We start from the raw sequence: 1842 nt of genomic DNA, 5'->3' as shown, positions 1-1842 counted from the left end.
AACCTATCGCGCGCGCGACGCCCGGTCGGCGGCCGAGGCGATCCATCGCCTGTTCGCGCGCGAGCCGCGCATCCTGCGTGCTGCAACGCTGAACGCCGCGCGACATGTCCGCACCGACGTGGACCATGCGCGCGATCTGGTCGCCTATTACGAAACGCTGGTCGCGGCGCGGCGCGCGCGGGCGGCCTGAGGCGGCGTCCATAGCCGAAAACGCGTGCTGTCCAGCGGGACGGCGCGCCAGCCGCGGGTTTGCGCCCAGTGGTCGAGCGGCGATTCGAGCGCGTCGCTGCCGCTGGTCCAGCGTGCTTCGCCGCCGGTCAGGATCGCCGCGGGTGGCTGACGATCGAATTGCGCGGAGAGCGTGCGCGGCGTGATGATGCGGCGCGGCGCTTCGGCTGACGGCGGCAGGAAGGCGCGGATGCGGAAGGCGAACGGGCCAGTGGCGAAGCGCGGATCGGGGCGGCGGCCGGTGGCGGGCAGGAATTGCGGTGAAAGCGTCGCGACGGGGCCGCGCACGCTCGCTGTATCAAGACCCGCGCGGATGGCGGCGCTTTCGCGCATCGCGGCGAGCATGGCCGGGGCGCCGGGGAACAGCGCGATCAGACTGGGGGCCAGGCCCGCGACGACAAACAGCGGTGCGGCACGCCTTATCCGCGCTTCAGGCCGCGCATGGTCGATAGCGAGCGCGGCGGCGACGAACAGTGGCGGCAGCATCGGCAGCAGGTATTGGCGCCAGGTCGGCTCCGGCAGCAGCGCGGCGACCAGTCCGGCAAGCGCCAGCCATGGCCATGGTCCGACGCGGTGGCCCGCGGCGGCGATGATCGCCAGCAGCGCGGGGCCGAGCGCGAGGAACTTGAGCGTGTCGACCGCCTTGGCCGCCAGCGACAGCTTCCACGGGCGATCGGCATAATAATCGGCGGGGGCCTGGGCCGGGAAGGTGAGGGTGCCGAATACGAAATCATCGGGCGCGAGCGACCACAGCCAGCCGGTCAGCAACGCCGCCGGCAGCGCGCCCGCCGCGACCCAGAGCGGGCGGTGCGCGCGGTGGGTGAGCGCCCATATGCCCCATGCGGCGGCGGGCAGGGCGTAGCTGATCTTCGCCGCCGCTGCCCCCGCCAGCAACAGGCCGGTGGCAAAAGCGCGAGTGCGGTTGGGGGCGGGGCCGGCGATCAGCGCCAGCGCCCCGGCCAGCATCGCGACGGGCAGCGCGTCGTTGCGCGCGGTGGCGGCGCTGAACAACAGGATATCGCAAACGGCAAAGCCCAACGCTGCGATCAGCGCGGATCGCTCACTCGCTCCGGCACGGCGGGCGGCGACATAAGTGGCGATCACTGCCAGCGCGGCCAGCAACGCGTTGGCCAGTCGCAGCGCCGGCCATGTCCACGTCCCCGCCAGCGCCGCGATTGGCGCGAACAGCAGCGGCTGGAGCGGGGTCTGGAGATAGGCATAGTCGCGATAGGGCAGCAGCCCGTCGGCGCTCAGCGCGGCGGCGGCGACATATTGGCTTTCGTCATGGTCGAGGGGCCGGACCAGCGACAGCACGGCCAGCGCCAGCGTGACGAGGATCAGGGTCGGGGCGGGGCGGAGGCGGGCCGGCATCGCGCGGGCTTAGCGTGGGTGTAACCTGTTCGCCACATCGCTGGCGCAGGGGCGCGGTCATTGCTTTGAGACATTCGGGGACGCCATGACCATTCGCATCGATCGCCGCTCGCTGATCCTGACAGGCACGCTGGGGATGGGGGCGTTCGCGCTGCCCGGCTTTGCGCGGCAGGCCAACATCACCACCGCGCGCGGTTTCACCCATTCGGTCGCCAGCGGTGAGCCGGGGGCGACGTCGATGCT

The 1842-nt window shown here is 71.9% G+C and carries 1 protein-coding gene and 1 pseudogene; one reads left to right on the top strand and one right to left on the bottom strand.

Annotated features, from left to right (window positions below; translation table 11 throughout):
- Positions 1 to 190, top strand: a pseudogene (locus VL973_RS11905) (glycosyltransferase family 1 protein); the annotation flags it as partial.
- Here VL973_RS11905 and VL973_RS11900 read toward each other — a convergent pair.
- Positions 148 to 1599, bottom strand: coding sequence for a DUF2029 domain-containing protein (locus VL973_RS11900; protein ID WP_325284240.1), 1452 nt, complete (start codon positions 1597 to 1599; stop codon positions 148 to 150). The pseudogene VL973_RS11905 and the gene VL973_RS11900 sit on opposite strands and share 43 nt — an antisense overlap.
- Positions 1600 to 1842: the final 243 nt, after the last annotated feature.

It is taken from the genome of Sphingomonas sp. (genome assembly GCF_035490575.1).
Lineage (GTDB): Bacteria > Pseudomonadota > Alphaproteobacteria > Sphingomonadales > Sphingomonadaceae > Sphingomonas.
Note: the sequence above shows the minus strand (reverse complement) of the source record. Positions and strands in the feature narration are given on the sequence as shown.